This window comes from Gilvibacter sp. CC01 (genome assembly GCF_055755295.1).
Map to the genome: position 1 here is coordinate 2,244,144 of NZ_CM146909.1, position 16,817 is coordinate 2,260,960.

Sequence of the window (16,817 nt, forward strand, 5' to 3'; positions counted from 1 at the left end):
TTTAGCCAAAATTATCCCTGTGAAAAAAATTCTACTCGTTTTACTGCTTTGCATGACTACTTTTTGGAGTGCTGACGGGCAAAGTATAGCTAGAGAATGGAATGAGGAAGTACTCAATGCCATTAGAAATGACTTCGCCAGACCTACCGTACATGCCAGAAATTTATGGCATACCTCTGCGGCCATGTACGATGTTTGGGCAGTTTTTCATCCTGAGGCGCAGACCTATTTTCTAGGTCAGACCTTGGGAGATTTCAATATTCCTTTTGACGGTTTCGAGTCTTCTGTTCCTACAGAGGAGGCCTTGGAGGAGGCCTTGAGTTTTGCCGTTTTTAGAATCATGTTGAACAGATTTTCATCTTCTCCGGGCCAAGACAATATCTTCACTAGAATATTTGGACTGATGGAGGCCAAGGGATACGATGTTGCCAACGGCAGTACAGACTATTCCTCTGGAGATCCGGCAGCTTTAGGGAATTATTTAGCCCAGCAGATCATTGAATTTGGCCTGCAAGATGGGTCTAACGAAGCCAATGATTACGCCAACCGCTTTTACCAACCGGTAAACTCGCCTTTGGATACAGACGGTTCTGGTAATCCTGACATGGAGTTTCCCAACCGCTGGCAGCCATTATTTATAGAAGGTTTTATAGACCAGAGCGGTAACGAGATTCCAGAAACTACTCCGGAGTTTTTAAGTCCAGAATGGGGTCAAGTTGCTTCTTTTGCCTTAAAAGATGAGGATCGCACCATTTATAACAGAGACGGATTTGATTACTGGGTATTTCACGACCCAACCGATCCTTCTTATATTCAAGACGGCCTGGGAATGGACGATGCCTACAAATGGGGCTTCACTTTGGTTAGCATATGGCAATCTCATCTAGATCCAACAGATGAGGTCATGATCGATATTTCTCCGGCGAGTATCGGGAACCTCAATGAATTCCCGGAGACCTTTGACGAGTACAAGGCGTTTTATGATCTTTTTAATGGAGGAGACCCGAGTCAGGGCCGTGAGATCAATCCAGTGACCGGCAATCCTTACGAACCTCAAATGGTGCCTCGCGGTGACTACGCTAGGGTTCTGGCCGAGTTCTGGGCAGACGGGCCTGATAGCGAAACACCTCCTGGACACTGGTTCACTATCATGAATTATGTGAATGACAACCCGCTTTTGGAGAAGCGTTTCAAAGGAGAAGGAGAAGAGCTTTCTGATCTGGAATGGGATATCAAGTCTTATTTTATCCTTGGGGGTGCTATGCACGATTCTGCGATCTCTGCTTGGGGTATCAAGGGTTGGTATGATTATACGCGCCCAATGACGGCAATTCGCTATATGGCAGAGCAGGGCCAGAGTACCGATCCGACTTTAGATAATTATCATCCGCACGGAATTCCTTTAGTTCCTGGTTATGTTGAAATAGTTGAGCCTGGCGATCCCTTGCAAGGTGCTTCAGGACAACATTTGGGTAAGATCAAGTTGTTTACTTGGAGAGGTCATGAGTACATCATAGACCCAGAGTTTGATACAGCAGGTGTAGGGTGGATACTGGCAGAAGAATGGTTCCCTTACCAACGTATTAGTTTTATTACCCCGCCTTTTGCGGGTTATGTATCGGGACATTCCACTTTTTCTAGAGCAGCCGCAGAAGTATTGACCATGCTTACCGGATCTGAATATTTTCCAGGTGGGATGGGCGTTTTCGAGATCCCTGCAAATGCTTTTTTGGAGTTTGAGATAGGGCCGACCGTAGACATGCAATTGCAATGGGCCACTTATCGCGACGCCTCAGACCAAACCAGTCTTTCACGTATCTGGGGAGGAATACATCCGCCTATAGACGATATTAGAGGCCGCAAGATCGGTATTGAGGTGGCAACAGATGCTTTTGCTTTGGCAGAGTCCTACTTTCACGGAACAGTGGATTCTGGTTCTCCGGCAGTAGCAGGTGACTTTATTTTTCCGAACCCTACAAGCGACTTCTTGACTGTTCAAGGAGCCACTAATGATGCTACAACAGTAGAGATTTACGATCTACAAGGCAGAAGAATATTGGTCACTCCTACGAACTTCGACGCGAACAACAGAACAACTTTAGACGTTTCTGCGCTTCGCTCGGGAGTTTACTTTGTGGTCTTAGTACGTGGCGAAGACGAAAAGCTAATGGTGCGACGCCTGCTTAAACAATAAGCTTAGTTAACCTTTATTCCGGTAAAATGTATGTTGACAGTCCCTAAACTGTCTTTATGTGTTTTGGCAAGATTCAATGGGCCGTACTTGGCGTAATCTTGCCAAGTGGTACTCATGCTTGCTTGCTCTGTATTGCTTTTTCGAAATACCCACTCTTTAATGGTGAAGTCTTTCCCGTAATAGAAATCATAAGCGTCGCCTGGAGTGTAACCACCCTCGTTTTTATAGGTAATGGTAATCACATCTAAAGTATCTCCAGAGATCGGTGCCACTTGTGCAGTTTGTTCGCTCAGTTCAGAGTAATCTGCATCCCACAATAGTTGGAATGGGGCCAACAGCCAATATTTGTCGTTTATAAAGCCTGCGTCAACTTGCGTTGTGGTGCTGTCTACTTGTTTGTGATTATAGCTAATGGTGTCCTGCGCGGACATCATGGTGACCATACCACTTTTAGGTTCCCAAATCCAGCTGCGATCAAAGTGATTTTCTCCGCGATCTACATTAAAAGTAACGGCCAGTTTTTCAACACTGTCCCAATTTTCATAGCCGTGGGCCATAGCAATCTTTTCTGCTGTAGAAAGCTCTACTACTTCAGCTTGCTGGGTATCTGTATCTTCTTTGGTTTGCTGGCAACTGCTCAATGCTAGGCAAAGACCTAAACTTATAATGATGGTTTTCATAAATGGTCGGTTGGTTGTTGTCTTTTATTAGTGGCTTTCTTCTTTGATCAGCTCTGGAAATTTCTTTTGAAATCTTTTAAGTCTCGGAATAGAGACATTCTGTATATATCGGTTATAGGGATTCAGGCGCTCGTAATCTTGATGGTAATCTTCTGCTACCCAGAATTTTTGAAAAGGTAAGACTTGAGCTGCAACTTTTTGCTCCCCCAATTGCTCGTTGAGTGCTGCGATCTTAGCATCAATGATAGCTTTTTCCTGCTCGTTCTGGTAGAATACGATAGATCGGTATTGACTACCTCTATCGGGTCCCTGTCCATTGATCTGCGTGATGTTTTGAGATCCGAAGTAAACGTCTACTAAGGTTTCAAAACTTACAACTTTAGGGTCGTAGTAAACCTCCACAGCTTCTGCATGTCCTGTGAGTCCGGTATTACTGCTTTCGTAAGTGGGGTTTTCTGTATGACCTCCAGAGTAACCATTGATCACTTCAGAGACGCCTTTTACACTTTCGTAAATGGCTTCAACACACCAAAAACAACCTGAAGCAAAATAGGCCTTATGGAGACCATTTTGTGGCTGTGTTTGTACAGGTAATTGATTTTGCTGCGCTAAGGCTTCGTCTTCTTTATTTTTTTCGTTGGATGATTGACAGGCCACACTTAAGCTGCTTAAAAGTAGACCAAGTACTAAGAGGGATTTGTGATACATAGGTTCTGTTTTTGTAAAGAGTCGGGAATGCGGTTAACTCCTTAAAGTGTCCTTTACAAATTTACGAAAAAAAGCCTCCAGAGAATTCTGAAGGCTTTGTTAATCTTTTTGTTATGAGTAGGTTAGAGTTTGTCGAAAAACTTTGCCATTTTTTCGCGTTCCTCTTCTGCCAATTGCGGATCCACTAAGATACGACCACTGTGTTCATCTGTGATGATCTTTTTACGAGATGCGATCTCCATCTGAACCTGAGGTGGAATAGTGAAGAAAGATCCTCCAGAAGCACCACGCTCAATCGGCACCACGGCAAGCCCATTCTTTGCGTTAGAACGAATACGCTTATAGGCATTCACTAAACGCTCCTCTATTTTTTGTTCAAAGGACTCTGATTCTTTCAACAAAGCCTTTTCTTCCTTTTCGGTTTCGGCTAGAATCTCATCCAATTCGTCACGCTTGTGCTTTAAGTGCTCTTCGCGCTCAGTCAATCGAGCTTTGGTCTCTTCAATAACCTCTTTCTTTTGCTCGATCTGCGCCTTGAATTCTTTGATGTGCTTTTCTGCCAATTGGATCTCTAATTCTTGGAATTCAATCTCCTTGCTCAAAGAGTTGTACTCGCGATTGTTGCGAACATTGTTCTGTTGCTCGCTGTATTTTTTGATCAGGGATTTAGACTCCTCGATGAGGTTTTTCTTGTCCTTGATGGAATCGTCGGTAAGGGCCAGGTCGGCATTTAGTTTTTCCAGACGAGTGTTCATTCCGGCAACTTCGTCTTCAAGGTCCTCTACTTCTAGTGGAAGTTCTCCACGTACGTTTCTGATCTCATCCACGCGGCTGTCAATCAATTGCAGGTCGTAAAGGGCTCTCAGTTTCTCTTCAACAGTAGCTTCTGTCTTCTTGGCCATAATTACAGATAAAAAATTGGATTGGTATTAATCTCCGATAAAAGAACTGCAAAATTAGTAATTTTTTTGCTAAGATATTGTACAATTAAATTTTTTGTGTACTGTTCGCTTTCGTAGTGTCCAATGTCTACCAAAAGCAGCTGCTCTTCTGCGCTAAAGAAGTCGTGATATTTAAAGTCTGCACTAACATAGGCATCTACGCCTGCCGCTTTCGCAGCGCTTATGCCAAAAGCGCCACTGCCTCCAAGAACGGCTATCTTCTCAATTGGTTTGCCCAGTAATTTGCTGTGTCGAATTCCCCCGCAATGCATGCGCTCTTTTAACAAGGCTAAGAATGCTGCTTCAGACAGCGGATTTTCAAAGGAGCCTATCATTCCCATACCCAACTGTTTGTCTGTATTACTAATAGGGATCAGATTGTAGGCAACTTCTTCGTAACTGTGGTTCTTTAACAAGGTTGATACAACACGAGATTCGCAATGCTGGGGTACAAGCACCTCGATGCGGGTTTCTTTTTCGTAATGGCGTTGCCCTTTGCTTCCCAAAGCCGGATTTGCAGCCTCTCCGGGTTTAAAACTACCTTCTCCTTCTAAGGTAAAGGCGCACTCACTATATTGTCCAATGGCTCCGGCGCCGGCTGCAAATAAGGCATCGAGTAGGTCCTTGCTCTCTTTTTGGGGCACATAAGTTATCAGTTTCTTTAAAGTCCCTGCTTTTGGGATAAGTACCGAGGATTTTTGTGCCCCTAGGGTTTCCAATATCTGATGATTCACACCTTCCCAATTATTGTCCAAGGCCGTGTGAATGGCGTAGATGGCAATGTCGTTCTTAATTGCCTTGAGCACCGCTCGCTGTACATAATCGGCTCCAGTGAGCTTTTTTAAGCCTTTAAATATGATAGGATGGAAGCTCACTATAAGATTGCAACCTTTATCTACGGCCTCGTCAACCACAGCTTCTAAACAGTCCAAACTCACCAATATTCCCCTGACTGTGGACGTGTTATTCCCGACCAAGAGTCCGGTATTGTCAAAGTCTTCCGCATAGCTGCGTGGAGCCCATTGTTCCAAAAGGGCGATAACCTCTTTTATTTGCATAAGGTGTATTTTACCGTAAAGATAAAAAAGTATACTTTCGTGTTATGGCCAGTTTACGCAAAATGCTCGCTCCCTTCTCCTTGCTTTACCAAGGGGTTACTGACCTTCGTAACCTGATGTACAACAAAGAGCTGCTAAAATCCGAAGCCTATGAGCTCCCGGTGATCTGTGTGGGTAACCTCACTGTAGGAGGAACTGGGAAATCACCTATGATAGAATACCTCATCCGCCTCTTGAAAGATGACTTTAAGGTTGCAGTGCTAAGCCGAGGCTACAAACGTTCTACCCAGGGTTTTCTTTATGTGGAGCCTACACATACTGCCAGCGAAGTTGGCGATGAACCTTTGCAGTTCAAAACCAAATATCCAAACATAACTGTCGCTGTTTGTGCAGATCGTCGTGAGGGAATCAGCAAGCTCAAACCTAAAGCAGAGGTTATCTTATTGGACGATGCTTTCCAACATCGTAAGGTGAAGGCGGGCTATAATATCTTATTGACCACCTTTGAAAAACCGTTTTTAGATGATATGCTCCTACCAGCCGGAGACCTGAGAGAATCAAGATCCGGAGCAAAAAGGGCAGATGCTATTGTGATCACAAAAATTCCCGGCAATGCGGCCTACGCAGCAGTTCAGGAATTGGAATTCAGGCTGCGAGAATACGCCGGCAAACCCATTTACAAAACTCGGATCGCCTATGCAGATCTAATAAAGAACAATCAAGGTTCAGAGCCTCTAGCTTATTTAAAGGACAAAGCTTTTACCCTGGTGACGGGAATTGCCAATCCGGAGCCATTGATCACCTACCTAACCCAGCAAGGCTGCCGCTTTGAACTACAGCGATATCCAGATCATCACGGGTTCACTAAAGGGCAACTGGAGCTGATAGCGCGAAAGGAATTAGTGATCACTACAGAAAAGGATTATATGCGCTTGCGCGATAAGATCGACAAGAAAGCCTTGTATTACTTACCTATACAAACAGAGTTCATAGAAAAAGAGGGGTATTTTGAATCTGAGATCTTGGATTTTGTTCACGAATATTGGAACAAGATCGTTTAAACCGGCGTTTTGTTCATAAACAGTGTACGGTGAATCTTCTCAAAGAACTCCTCCGTTTTAAATGGCTTTGGAATGATCTCGTTGAACCCGGCTCTATAGAATTCGTCCAAATTCTCGTCTATGGTAACGGCGGTCAAGGCAATAATTGGTAGTTCCTTGTTGAATTCACGGATACGCTGGGTAGCCTCAATACCACTGATACCCGGCATGTGAATGTCCATAAGTACTATGTGATAATTGTTCTTGGTTACCATTTCAATGGCTGTTTCTCCGTTATCTGCCACATCGCACTTCATCTTGTTTTTCTCCAAGATCTTTTTAGTGATCATCTGGTTGATCTTGTTGTCTTCTACCACCAAGACAGTAAGATTCTCTAAAGCCACATAGTCAATATCATAGATGATGTTATGCGGATTCTTATCTTCTTTGAACTGATCGGATATAGCAAATCTTATATCGAAATGGAACTTCGATCCTTTGCCCAATTGACTTTCCAATTGGATCTTGGAATTCATTAGTTGGAGTAGGTTCTTCACAATGGAAAGTCCAAGTCCCGTACCACCGAATTTGCGATTGATCTGCAATGATCCTTGCGAGAAGGTTTCAAAAATGCTCTTCTGTTTCTTCTTAGAAATACCCACACCATTATCTTCCACCTCAAAGTGCAGGTTTACGTGGTTTTCCGTTTCGCTGAGCTTTTGAACCCGTAGCACCACCTGCCCATTTTCTGTAAACTTGACCGAGTTTCCGATAAGGTTTATCAAGATCTGTGAGATCTTAAGTGGATCTCCTAGTAGTTTTGAAGGGATGCTTTCATCAAACTCGAGCAGTAATTTGTTGTTCTTGTCTTCTACGGATTTTTTCAAGGCGACTAACACATCATTCACACGCTTGTTAAGGTTGAATGTGGTTCGTTCTATTTCCACCTTGTTGGCTTCTAATTTGTTCAGATCTAGAATGTTGTTAATCAGCGAAAGCAAATAATCTCCGGAAATTTTCAAAGAGTTCAAATGCTCCTTTTGATGCTCCATCGGATTCTCCTCCAAAAGCAGGTGAGTGAGACCAGTTACAGCATAGAGCGGTGTTCTAAGCTCGTGGGTAATGGTAGACAAGAACTGCGCTTTGGCCAGCGAAGCCTTCTCGGCTTTTTCTTTGGCTAATTGCAATTCGCTGTTCTTCTCTTGGAGCAGATCGTTAGCCTTGGCGTGTAGATTATTGTTCTTGTACAAAGAAAGGGTGAGCAGCGAAAGAATGGTGATCAGTGCAATACTCAAGGTAGAGGTGAAATTGTTCATCTTAATGGAACTGTCCTTACGTTCCAGATTCGCTTCCAATTCGGCAATGATCTCGTCGTATTCGCCTTTGTCCAAGCGGTATTGCTTGTCTGTAGCGAGTAATTCACTACTTATATCGCTTTGCGTATCTCTTCGCTCGTGATAGGTTTGTAAGAGACCGTAAGCTGCTTCAAAATTTCCTTTTTCAACTTGCATTTGGCTATTTACCAAATAACTGTCCGTTAGGATCTGAGCGTAATTGTTTTCACGACTTATGGCAACGGCTGCTTGTAGTGCAACTTCGGCCTGTGCCGCCGATGTACTGTTAGGACTATCTGATAGTTCCAGTAAGGCCTTCGCTTTATTAAGCTGGGCTTGTGCAGTATAATAGTCTAAATCGAGTTCTTGAAAAGTTGTTAAAGAGGCTTCTAAATAGTTTACTGCAGATGTAGGGTTCTTTCGCTCTAAGGCTAAAAGTCCTTTGTTGAGCTGTATCCGCGCCATAGCGCTTTCGTCTTCGCGACTTTCATATATGGTAAAGGCTTTGTCTAGACTGTTTGTGGCCTGCGCGTAATCGCCATCTTTCATAAAGATCTGCGCCTGAACCAGATAGGCCTCGGCTATTTCTGCCGAGCTTTCTTTGTCCTTTAAGAGTTCAATTACTGCGGATACGCGTTCTGAGGCTTTATCGAATTGTCTTACGCTGTAATAGAATTTTGCTAATTCATTGTCACAAGATGCTTCGAGTTCTACATCTTTTACAGCCTCTGCCATATTGTGGGCCGTATTCAGGTCTGTAAGAACCGAGCCTAGGTCTTGGCGTATAATAGCAGCTCTGGCTTGGTTTTGCAGGCGAATTATCTCGTTAATACTATCTTGCCTTGAGGCCATAGGAGTGTCCTGCTCTTGGGCGGGGGAAGAGCATACAATAAGGAGGAACAAAGCCGTTATATATCGGATTAATTGGCTGTTCATGGACAAAATTCGGCTTAAATATAGTTATTTCTTACAAATCAAACCGATTAAGTCCGCTAAACGTTGAGAATATCCACTTTCGTTATCGTACCAACCGATGATCTTAACCATACGCCCTATTACAGAAGTCATCCCAGAATCGAAGACACAGGAATGCTTATTGCCTACAATATCAATAGAAACAATAGGGTCTTCGGTATAATCCAAAATACCCTTTAATTTACCGGCAGCGGCTTTTTTAAAAGCTGTATTGACCTCTTCAATGCTCACTTCGCGTTTTACATTGAACGTAATGTCTGTCATAGAGCCGTTTGGCACTGGTACCCGGATTCCGCATCCACCAATAACATCGGCAAGATCTGGAAATACCTTGGTCAAGGCCTTAGCAGCTCCAGTTGTGGTAGGAACTATAGATAATCCTGCTGCACGGGCTCGTCGCAGGTCACGATGTGGCTGGTCGTGTAGACTCTGATCTGATGTATAAGAATGCACCGTGGTGATATAGGCTTGTTCTACTCCGCAGAGTTGATCTATGATCTGCACCATAGGTGCGGCGTTATTGGTAGTACAAGAGGCGTTGGATATTATTTTTTCGTCTGCGTCCAATTGCTGCTGATTAACCCCGAGGATCACCATAGGGATATCATCTTCGTTCGGAGGGACACTTAAAATAACCTTTTTAGCTCCTGCGCTGAGATGCCCTTCAAGTAAACTGCGGTCCTTAAACTTTCCAGTAGCTTCCAAAACCACATCTACGTCTTGCCAATTGCAGGCTTCTGGAGTCTTAGCATTAGACAGTGGAATTGCTCGCTCACCAACTAAGATATGATCGGGAGTTGCGCTTATCGATTCCTGGAAAACACCGTGAATGCTGTCGTACTTTAAAAGGTGTGCTAAGGTTTTAGAATCTGCAAGATCGTTTATGGCCACCACTTCTATATCGTCATGTTGGTGTACAGTCTTAAAGAACGTACGACCTATACGGCCAAATCCATTAATGGCAACCTTGATCTTCGCCATAACTTAAAGCTTAAGTAAGGTGTTTCTGAGCTTTGTAAGAAGAGCGAACCAAGGCGCCACTTTCTACGTGTCTAAAGCCCATTTCTAAACCAATTTCCTCGTACTTTTTGAACTGTTCAGGAGTAATGAACTCTTTTACAGGAAGATGTTTTTTAGAAGGCTGTAGGTATTGACCAATTGTCACAATGTCTAAGCCAACCCCGCGCAAGTCTTCCATGGTTTGAAGTACCTCTGCTTCGGTTTCTCCCAGACCAAGCATGATCCCGCTTTTGGTTCTGGCAATGCCTTCTTGCTTCAAGTAGCGCAATACTTCTAAACTGCGCTCGTATTTGGCTTGGATTCTCACCTCACGCGTTAAACGTTTTACGGTTTCCATGTTGTGGGAAACAACCTCTGGTTTTACAGCTACTATACGATCGATATGTCTGGTGATTCCTTGAAAGTCCGGAATAAGTGTTTCCAGGGTGGTTTCTGGGTTCATTCTGCGGATGGCCTTCACGGTCTCTGCCCAAATGATGGACCCCATGTCTTTAAGGTCATCGCGGTCTACAGAAGTAATTACAGCGTGTTTTATATTCATCAGCTTTATGGAACGCGCTACCTTTTCAGGTTCGTCCCAAGCCACAGTTTCTGGCCGGCCTGTCTTAACTCCGCAGAAACCACAAGAGCGGGTACAAATATTACCCAAGATCATAAATGTGGCTGTTCCTTCTGTCCAGCATTCGCCCATATTCGGACAGCTACCAGAGGTACATATAGTATGTAGGTCGTATTTTTCTACCAAGCCTCGCAATTCGGTGTATTTCTTCCCTGTAGGAAGCTTTACCCGCAACCACTTGGGTTTGGCTGTTGTTCTTGTTGGTGTTGCTTCTTGAATTTCCATAACCAATTTTACAGTACAAAGTTACGAAGATTGCATTTAAAAGACTAAATCGTGAAAAGATACCAAATGCTAAAACCGATAAGGGTGATCATTCCTATCCAGGCTAGTAGGTATAAGGGTTTAGACGGTTTATGTTCTTCTGGCATATGCTTGCTGGTCACCAGACGCATATTGAGTCCGGCATAAAATGGAGCCGTTAAAAAGGAGAGGATTGTAGCTACTTGGATTAAGACTCCCATAAGACCTTCGACTGTGGTGAGCAAAACAAAGATGGTTGTAGTACCAACTACTAAGATGATCAACCAAATGAGATAGGCCTTGGGCATTTCGCGTTCACGTAGCAGTTCTGTGGTCTGGGCCATAGCTCTGGGCGATGCGTCCAAAGTTGTTAGGGTAGTGCTGAACATAGTGGTTAGGGCGGCAATTCCAATGATATAGCGTGTTCCTTCTCCTAAGTTTACGGTGTACATTTCTATCAATTGATTCGCAAAGGCTCCGCCACTGGAAGAGAATTGCGCTCCACTGCCATACATGACCAAGCCGCCAAGCAGTAAGAAACAAATTGCCAAGATAATGGTGGCGATGTATCCCACGTTGAAATCGAACCGGGATTGCTCCGCAGAAATACCAGCAGTGATCTTTTTCTTCTCTAAGGTCCACATGGAATGCCAGATCGATATGTCGAGTGGGGCAGGCATCCATCCCATAAAGGCGATCAAGAAACCTATGCCTACAGCAGTGTCTGGCATTTGTTGCGCCCAACTGACATCCGCAGTATTCTTAAATGCAAGTGCAACAGCAATTAGAGTACTTATGGTAAGACAAACTATGATGATCTTCATTAGGGTATCCAAAAATCTGTAACGGCCTAAGATCAAGATCAGAAAACAGACACCTGTAATAATGGCGCTCCAAAGCGCAGTGTCTTGACCTCCGAACAAACTGCTGGCAATTCCTGAAGTCACAATGGTAACGGCAGTCTGTATGGTGAACATAGTGGCAAGGGTAATTATAAAGTACGCCACCAATGCCGGTCGGCCCAATTTTTTGTAACCTTCTAAAAGACTTTCTCCTGTTGCCATGGCATAGCGAGGGCCAAACTCAAAGAATGGGTATTTGGCTATGTTGATAAGCAGTAGTGCCCATAAAAGACCGAGGCCAAAATCGGCTCCAGCTCTTGTAGATTGTACCAAATGGGAAACCCCAATGGCGGCTCCTGCAAACAGGAAGCCTGGGCCAAATTTGCGTATGGCTTTTGCCCATTGCATTAGCCTTCTCTTTTGGATTTGATAAGTGCAGCCAAGAGGTTTTTGGCTCGCAGGAGTTTAACCTTTACATTACTCAGAGATTCGTCCATTAGCGCTGCGATCTCATTATAGGATTTCTCTTGGAAATAGCGCAGATTGATCACCTCCTGATAATGCGGTTTGAGCTGTTTGATCATAAGCAACAATTCTGCAAGATTTTGTTCCGTGATCAGTTTGTCTTCTGCCGTTGGCGCACTATCTGGTATTTTTTTAAGTTGTTCGCTGGCTAGGTTTCTGCGGTCTATCTCTGGCTGGCTATTCTTTTTTCTGGACTTGTCAATCTGAAGGTTCTTAGAAATTGTGATAAGCCAAGTGCTAAAAGCGTATTTAGAGTCGTAAGTAGTTAATTTGTCAAAGGCCTTAGAAAAGGTCTGTATGGTATTCTCTTCTGCCTCGTATTCGTCTTTAAGGCGGTTGAGTTGAAAGCCATAAACCTGGTTCCAATAAGTGTTTAGCAAGGTGTTAAAGGCAATTTGGTCTCCTTTAAGTGCTTTTTCTATGGCTTCGGCAATCTTTTGATCGTTTATTTCCAAGTGGGTTTTGGGCTTACCAGATTGGTTATAAATATACTCAATTGCGTAAAGATGAGAAATAATTCTAAGACAGGTGCAGCAGCTATCAACGCTCCGGCCTTTAGTTTCTTTGCAGCTCCCCAATACGATATCCACTGCAATAGGCTGCGCAGACCAAAGAGTAGTAGTGCGAGTTTCCATTGGGTAAGCGCGAGCAGAACCAGTACAAGCCAAAAAGCCAAATTCGCAAGGTAGTAGAGTCCTAAACTCGCCTTAAAAAAGCTGCGATAGTGGTTTGCCGTACTTATATGTCTGCGTTTTTGCCTGAACCAATCGCCAAAACTCCTTTTGGGTTCCGATAGGGTGTAGCACTGCGGATTGATGCAATAAGTGGTGTTTTCGCTAGTGGTAGCCTCATTTACAAAAAGATCGTCGTCTCCAGACTGCAGTTGTATGTGAGAGGCAAAGCCTTTGTGTTTTTCGAATAAGATCTTGGTGTAGCCCAAATTTCGACCCACGCCCATATAGGCTTTGCCAGCGTGGGCGTATGCGAGGTATTGCAAGGCTGTAATAAAGGTTTCATAGCGGATCATGGCATTGAGCAGGCCAGCCCTTTTCTGATGTTTTCCGTAACCCAAGACCAAATGTTTCTCTGAGCTGAAGTATTTGCTGAGTTCACTCAGCCAGGTATTAGAAGCCGGGATGCAGTCTGCATCTGTAAAGATCAGTCTGGTGTGTTTGGCTTTTTTGATCCCTAAAGTCAGGGCGTACTTTTTAGAATTGTGAAAGCGTTCGTTGGCCTTCACATAAACCGGAGAGATCCTAGGGTCTCGGTCTGCAAAACGATCGATCACCGCTGCGGTCTCGTCGGTAGAAGCATCGTCTATGAGCACCAATTCAAAGTCCGGATGGTCTTGTTCTAACCAAATGGGAATGTGCTTCTCTAGATTTTCCGCCTCGTTCTTGGCGCAAACCAATAAACTTACCGGATATACTTTTTGGGTTTGTGGTTTTGGACTTTTACCAAATCCGAAGTAGATAAAAAGAAAATAGTAAAGCAGATTAATAGCCAGAACGCCCAGTGCTATGTAGGCCAATGGCGTCAATATAAATTACTTGGAAGCTTCGTTACAGTTGCCAAATTCGCTCGGCATTTTGCCGCAGAAACCACAGGCCTCGCCTTCTTTGTTCAGCATCGGGTTTTGACTGGCACAGGTTCCGGCAAATTCGCCGTCTTTCTTGGCCCAGATCTTAATGGCTATCCCCGCAAAGGCAACTAACAAAAGTCCTAAAGTGAGTAAAAGTAATTTCATTCTTACAGCTTTTTGGTGTTAAATAAGATGCACGTTTTAATTGCGACCTGATTTACAGTGCAAAAATACAATCTTTTGATATCTTTAAGTCGATGTGGACTGCAAAAAATTACGGAATACTCTTGCTGTTGTGCTCACTGTTTGCAGCTTGTAAACAAGAGGTGAAGCCTGCGCCGGCTGCTGCAGAAGTGGCAGAGTTGCAAGATACGCTGAGTTCACCTGCAATAGCTGAAAAGCTTGCTGTGCATGACGGGCTTCACTTGCGCCTTGCAGAGCGCGTTGATAAGGGTAAGGCCGAATCAACCAATTATAAAGCATTTATTGAGCAGTTGAAATATTCAAATTCGCAACATACCTTGGTAATTCCAAAAGGAGCATTGGATTCTTGCGAGAATTGTCCACCTCTGGAATGGAACGATTATTTGCTCAAACAAGCTTTAGGTACGCCACAACTTATGAAAGAGATCAATGGCTTTCGTCCCCAGTTGGGTGTAAAAAGTGTAAGCGGAAAACAGTGGATCTTTACTCGTGCAACCGATAGTCTGCTAGTCAGGGAACAATCGGGCCAGTTGTATTTATTGTGGCAAACCGACATACGAGCCTTAAACGGACTACTGCATATTCTAAAACCTATAGACAGCCTATCAAATTAACCTCTGCCTGTAAAGCGATATTGAACTTAGCCAACACTTCTTTTTGAATACGTTGGGCTAAATTCCAGATCTCTTGTCCTGTAGCCGTCCCGTGATTGACCAAGACCAAGGCTTGCTTGTCATGTACGCCGGCATCGCCGAAACGCTTTCCTTTAAACCCAGCTTGTTCTATAAGCCATCCCGCCGGAACTTTAACTGCTGTTGAGTCTACTTCGTAAAAAGGGGCGTCAGGATATGCAGCGTGAAAACTGTCGAAAGCTGTTCTAGAGATCAGAGGATTCTTAAAGAAACTTCCGCTATTGCCAATTTTTTCCGGATCGGGCAATTTGCTACTTCTGATATTGATGACCGCCTGGGCGATGCTCTTTAGACTTGGCCGCTCTTCTAGACGCTCCAGTTCCGCAGCTATGGCTCCATAAGAAGTGGAGAGCTTGTGATCTTTAAGACTGAGTTTTAAACAAACCTCAGTAATGATATATTTCCCTTTTAAGGCGTTTTTAAACACAGAATCGCGGTAGCCAAACTCGCAGTCCTTCAGCGAGAATTCTTTTGTTTTTCCGCTGGAGACCTCCATGGCGCTACAGCTCACAAACACATCTTTGAGCTCCACGCCATAGGCTCCAATATTTTGAATAGGAGCAGCGCCTATCTTACCGGGGATCAGCGCTAAATTTTCAATTCCGCCCAAGTCATTCTCTACACAATACATTACGGTTTGGTGCCAATTTTCACCAGCCTGAAACCCTAAGATCACCTCCTTGTCATTACGAGCTATTTCTCGGATCCCTTTGTTGTTGATGTAGAGAACTGTTTTGTCAAGATCGTTGCAGAGCAACATATTGCTTCCGCCGCCAAGGATAAAATAATCTTTTGGGCCATTTTGCGCTAAGAGGTCTTTGAGTTGATCTTCACTGCTTATCTCTATAAAAGCTGCAGCTTGCGCATCAATGCCAAAGGTATTGTATGTTTTTAATGAAATAGGCAATAGTTAATCCTTATAAACGGACAAAGCCGCTTTTAAAATGGCTACAGCGCGTTTGAGTTTATCTTCGTTCAACACATAGGCGATACGCACCTGATTCTTTCCAACTCCTTCAGATGAATAAAATCCTGCTGCAGGAGCAACCATTACTGTCTCGCCATTCAAGTCAAAAGATTCCAGCAGCCATTGGGCAAATTTATCGGAATCTTTTACCGGCAGTTGTGCAATACAATAAAAAGCTCCCTTGGGTTTTCCAACAACTACTCCAGGAATCTCTTGCAATCCTGCAATTAAAATGTCTCGTCTGGAACGGTATTCTGTTTTTACCTCTTCAAAATACGAATTTGGCGTATCTAAGGCAGCTTCGCTTGCTATCTGTGCAAAGGTTGGAGGGCTCAAGCGGGCCTGGGCGAACTTCATGGCCGTTTTCATTACTCCTTTGTTTTTAGAGACCAAACATCCAATACGTGCCCCGCACATACTGTAACGTTTAGAGACAGAATCTACAATAATGGCGTGCTCTTCTAAGCCAGCCTCTTGTAAGATAGAGTAATGCGGCTCATCGCCATAAGTGAATTCTCTGTAAACTTCGTCTGCAACTAAGAAGAGGTCGTGTTTTTTAACCAAGGCAGCTAACTTCTGGATCTCGGCCTTGGAGTACAGATAACCTGTTGGGTTTCCTGGGTTACAGATCAGGATCGCCTTGGTCTTTTCGGTAATGAGTTGTTCAAAGTCTTCTATTGGGGGAAGCGCAAAATTATCTTCTATTTTAGAGATCACCGGAACGATCTCAACCCCAGAGGCTGTTGCAAAACCATTGTAATTGGCGTAAAAAGGCTCTGGAATGATGATCTGGTCGCCTGCATCTGCAATGCATCCCATGGCAAAAAGTAAAGCCTCGCTTCCGCCCGTGGTCACTATGATATCATTTGCACCTACATGAATATCGTGTTTGGCGTAATAAGCTGCTATTTTTTCTCTGTACTGATCAGAACCCTCACTCCTGGAATAGGCCAATACCTCTACCTGATTATTCTTTATGGCGTCTAAGGCGACCTGAGGAGTTTTGATATCGGGTTGCCCGATGTTGAGGTGATGGATGGTTTTACCTTGCTTTATAGCAGCTTCTGCGAACGGAGCCAACTTTCTAATGGGCGATTCCGGCATGGCAAGCCCCTTCTGAGAAATTGCAGGCATAGCGAACTGTTAAATAGTTAAAATTCTACTTCGAAAAGCAAAGATAAAGTAACATTCGC

Annotated in this window: 16 protein-coding genes; 3 read left to right on the forward strand and 13 right to left on the reverse strand. The window is 43.9% G+C overall.

Going from position 1 to position 16,817, the window contains the following annotated elements:
* Nucleotides 1-19: 19 nt before the first annotated feature.
* Complete coding sequence (locus AC0J2F_RS10570) at nucleotides 20-2,194, forward strand: T9SS type A sorting domain-containing protein (RefSeq protein WP_157663409.1); 2,175 nt, start codon at nucleotides 20-22, stop codon at nucleotides 2,192-2,194.
* Between the two features lie 2 nt (nucleotides 2,195-2,196).
* On the opposite strand, the gene AC0J2F_RS10575 is transcribed toward AC0J2F_RS10570, so the two are convergent.
* From AC0J2F_RS10575 to AC0J2F_RS10590, 4 genes are all read right to left on the reverse strand, one after another.
* Nucleotides 2,197-2,874, reverse strand: coding sequence for a hypothetical protein (locus AC0J2F_RS10575; protein WP_473007616.1), 678 nt, complete (start codon nucleotides 2,872-2,874; stop codon nucleotides 2,197-2,199).
* A 27-nt stretch (nucleotides 2,875-2,901) separates the two neighbouring features.
* The gene (gene msrA / locus AC0J2F_RS10580; RefSeq protein ID WP_374960315.1) at nucleotides 2,902-3,582 is read right to left on the reverse strand and encodes a peptide-methionine (S)-S-oxide reductase MsrA; all 681 of its coding nucleotides are present in this window, start codon (nucleotides 3,580-3,582) and stop codon (nucleotides 2,902-2,904) included.
* Between the two features lie 122 nt (nucleotides 3,583-3,704).
* Nucleotides 3,705-4,484: a zinc ribbon domain-containing protein gene (locus AC0J2F_RS10585; protein WP_473007617.1), complete on the reverse strand. Its 780-nt coding sequence runs from the start codon at nucleotides 4,482-4,484 to the stop codon at nucleotides 3,705-3,707.
* A 2-nt stretch (nucleotides 4,485-4,486) separates the two neighbouring features.
* Entirely contained in the window at nucleotides 4,487-5,581 is a 1,095-nt protein-coding gene (locus AC0J2F_RS10590) for a Nif3-like dinuclear metal center hexameric protein (RefSeq protein WP_473007618.1), read from the reverse strand.
* A gap of 44 nt (nucleotides 5,582-5,625) precedes the next feature.
* Here AC0J2F_RS10590 and lpxK point away from each other — a divergent pair, with 44 nt between their 5' ends.
* Nucleotides 5,626-6,642, forward strand: coding sequence for a tetraacyldisaccharide 4'-kinase (gene lpxK, locus AC0J2F_RS10595; RefSeq protein WP_473007619.1), 1,017 nt, complete (start codon nucleotides 5,626-5,628; stop codon nucleotides 6,640-6,642).
* Here the strand turns inward: lpxK and AC0J2F_RS10600 are convergent.
* From AC0J2F_RS10600 to AC0J2F_RS10630, 7 genes are read right to left on the reverse strand one after another with little or no spacing between them, the layout of a single operon-like run.
* Complete coding sequence (locus AC0J2F_RS10600; RefSeq protein WP_473007620.1) at nucleotides 6,639-8,891, reverse strand: hybrid sensor histidine kinase/response regulator; 2,253 nt, start codon at nucleotides 8,889-8,891, stop codon at nucleotides 6,639-6,641. The two genes, lpxK and AC0J2F_RS10600, sit on opposite strands and share 4 nt — an antisense overlap.
* A 24-nt stretch (nucleotides 8,892-8,915) precedes the next feature.
* The gene (gene gap, locus AC0J2F_RS10605; RefSeq protein ID WP_473007621.1) at nucleotides 8,916-9,911 is read right to left on the reverse strand and encodes a type I glyceraldehyde-3-phosphate dehydrogenase; all 996 of its coding nucleotides are present in this window, start codon (nucleotides 9,909-9,911) and stop codon (nucleotides 8,916-8,918) included.
* Between the two features lie 10 nt (nucleotides 9,912-9,921).
* Nucleotides 9,922-10,794 (reverse strand): lipoyl synthase, encoded by an 873-nt coding sequence (gene lipA, locus AC0J2F_RS10610; RefSeq protein ID WP_473007622.1) that lies wholly within the window; start codon nucleotides 10,792-10,794, stop codon nucleotides 9,922-9,924.
* 44 nt (nucleotides 10,795-10,838) lie between these two features.
* Nucleotides 10,839-12,062 (reverse strand): Nramp family divalent metal transporter, encoded by a 1,224-nt coding sequence (locus tag AC0J2F_RS10615; RefSeq protein ID WP_473007623.1) that lies wholly within the window; start codon nucleotides 12,060-12,062, stop codon nucleotides 10,839-10,841.
* A complete protein-coding gene (locus AC0J2F_RS10620; protein WP_473007624.1) occupies nucleotides 12,062-12,634 on the reverse strand; it encodes an RNA polymerase sigma factor in 573 nt (190 codons plus the stop codon). The genes AC0J2F_RS10615 and AC0J2F_RS10620 overlap by 1 nt, the downstream gene beginning before the upstream one ends.
* Nucleotides 12,625-13,710, reverse strand: coding sequence for a glycosyltransferase (locus AC0J2F_RS10625; protein WP_473007625.1), 1,086 nt, complete (start codon nucleotides 13,708-13,710; stop codon nucleotides 12,625-12,627). Before AC0J2F_RS10625 ends, AC0J2F_RS10620 begins: the two co-directional genes overlap by 10 nt.
* 15 nt (nucleotides 13,711-13,725) lie before the next feature.
* Entirely contained in the window at nucleotides 13,726-13,926 is a 201-nt protein-coding gene (locus tag AC0J2F_RS10630; RefSeq protein ID WP_087523184.1) for a membrane or secreted protein, read from the reverse strand.
* A 92-nt stretch (nucleotides 13,927-14,018) separates the two neighbouring features.
* Between AC0J2F_RS10630 and AC0J2F_RS10635 the strand changes: the two genes are divergently transcribed.
* Nucleotides 14,019-14,579, forward strand: coding sequence for a hypothetical protein (locus AC0J2F_RS10635; RefSeq protein ID WP_473007626.1), 561 nt, complete (start codon nucleotides 14,019-14,021; stop codon nucleotides 14,577-14,579).
* Here the strand turns inward: AC0J2F_RS10635 and murB are convergent.
* Nucleotides 14,557-15,564: a UDP-N-acetylmuramate dehydrogenase gene (gene murB / locus AC0J2F_RS10640; RefSeq protein ID WP_473007627.1), complete on the reverse strand. Its 1,008-nt coding sequence runs from the start codon at nucleotides 15,562-15,564 to the stop codon at nucleotides 14,557-14,559. The two genes, AC0J2F_RS10635 and murB, sit on opposite strands and share 23 nt — an antisense overlap.
* Nucleotides 15,565-15,567: 3 nt before the next feature.
* Nucleotides 15,568-16,758, reverse strand: coding sequence for a pyridoxal phosphate-dependent aminotransferase (locus AC0J2F_RS10645; RefSeq protein WP_473007628.1), 1,191 nt, complete (start codon nucleotides 16,756-16,758; stop codon nucleotides 15,568-15,570).
* Nucleotides 16,759-16,817: the final 59 nt, after the last annotated feature.